The following is a 988-nucleotide window of genomic DNA, read 5'->3' as shown; positions in this document are numbered from 1 at the left end:
CGGTGGGCGGCACGTCGGACCGCGCGGCGGCCGTGGTGGCGCTGCCCGGCAGCAGCGCCACAGCGACGAGCACGGCGGTCAGCGCCCGCAGCGCCCGCAGCGTGTATCTGGACAAGAAGGTCTCCTGGCTCCCGAGCGGGTGGAACCGGCCAGGGCGTGGATCGCGACGATCACGTGCCCGGACGGCGTGAGGCCCGACGGCTCACCGGGTCACGCCGCAGGGGTGCGTGTGCGGTGGGCCACGGGCACCTGTAGCCAACCGGGATCACGGTGCGGTGACCAGATCGTCTGCCCGGTCGATCACCCGGTCGACCGGTGTTCCCCCCAGGCGTCGCGTGACCGGTGATCCGGTCGCGACGCGACCAGATCATCACTCGGACGAGTGGTGATCAGGCGAACCGGGCGTTCACCGGCCACACGGCCGCTACGATGCGCGCCCCTTGCCGGGGCGTGGTGGATTGCCGTCGCGTCGGAGGCTCCTCGGGTGGTGTCGGGACCGACGGGCGTCGGCAGGTGCCAATCTTGACCGCGTGAGTCCCCACCGCGCGCCCTCGCCCCGGCGTCCCCGGCCCGCAGGAATGCCTCCGCGCATCGTCCGCCCCGGCGGTCTGCGCCCTGCTCCCCGTCGTCGGCGATGGCGGGGAGGGCGGCGCGGGTCGTGGAACTGGACCGCGATCGCGGCACTGCTGGCCGCCCTGGCCTCCGCTGCGGGCGTGTACTTCACCGGCCGGTCGTTGGAGGCCACTCGCACGCAGGTCGCGGTGGCCGAGCAAGGGCAGTTGACCGACCGGTTCACTAAGGCCGTTGATCAACTCGACCGCGCCGGGGCCGACCATCTGCAGGCCCGCCTGGGCGCCATCTACGCGCTGGAACGCCTGGCCCGTGACTCGTCCCGCGACCAGCCGACCTTCGTCGAGGTCCTCTCCGCGTTCATCCGCACCACGACACCACAACCCGTCCCTACCCCCACAGGTACCACACCGCCCGC

The 988-nt window shown here is 72.8% G+C and carries 1 pseudogene; it reads left to right on the top strand.

Features of this window, described 5'->3' with window-relative positions:
- Positions 1 to 713: 713 nt before the first annotated feature.
- A pseudogene (locus IEZ00_RS26085) lies at positions 714 to 988 on the top strand (hypothetical protein); the annotation flags it as partial.

Origin of the sequence: Saccharothrix coeruleofusca, from assembly GCF_014648515.1 — a bacterium.
GTDB lineage: Bacteria > Actinomycetota > Actinomycetes > Mycobacteriales > Pseudonocardiaceae > Actinosynnema > Actinosynnema coeruleofuscum.
Note: the sequence above shows the minus strand (reverse complement) of the source record. Positions and strands in the feature narration are given on the sequence as shown.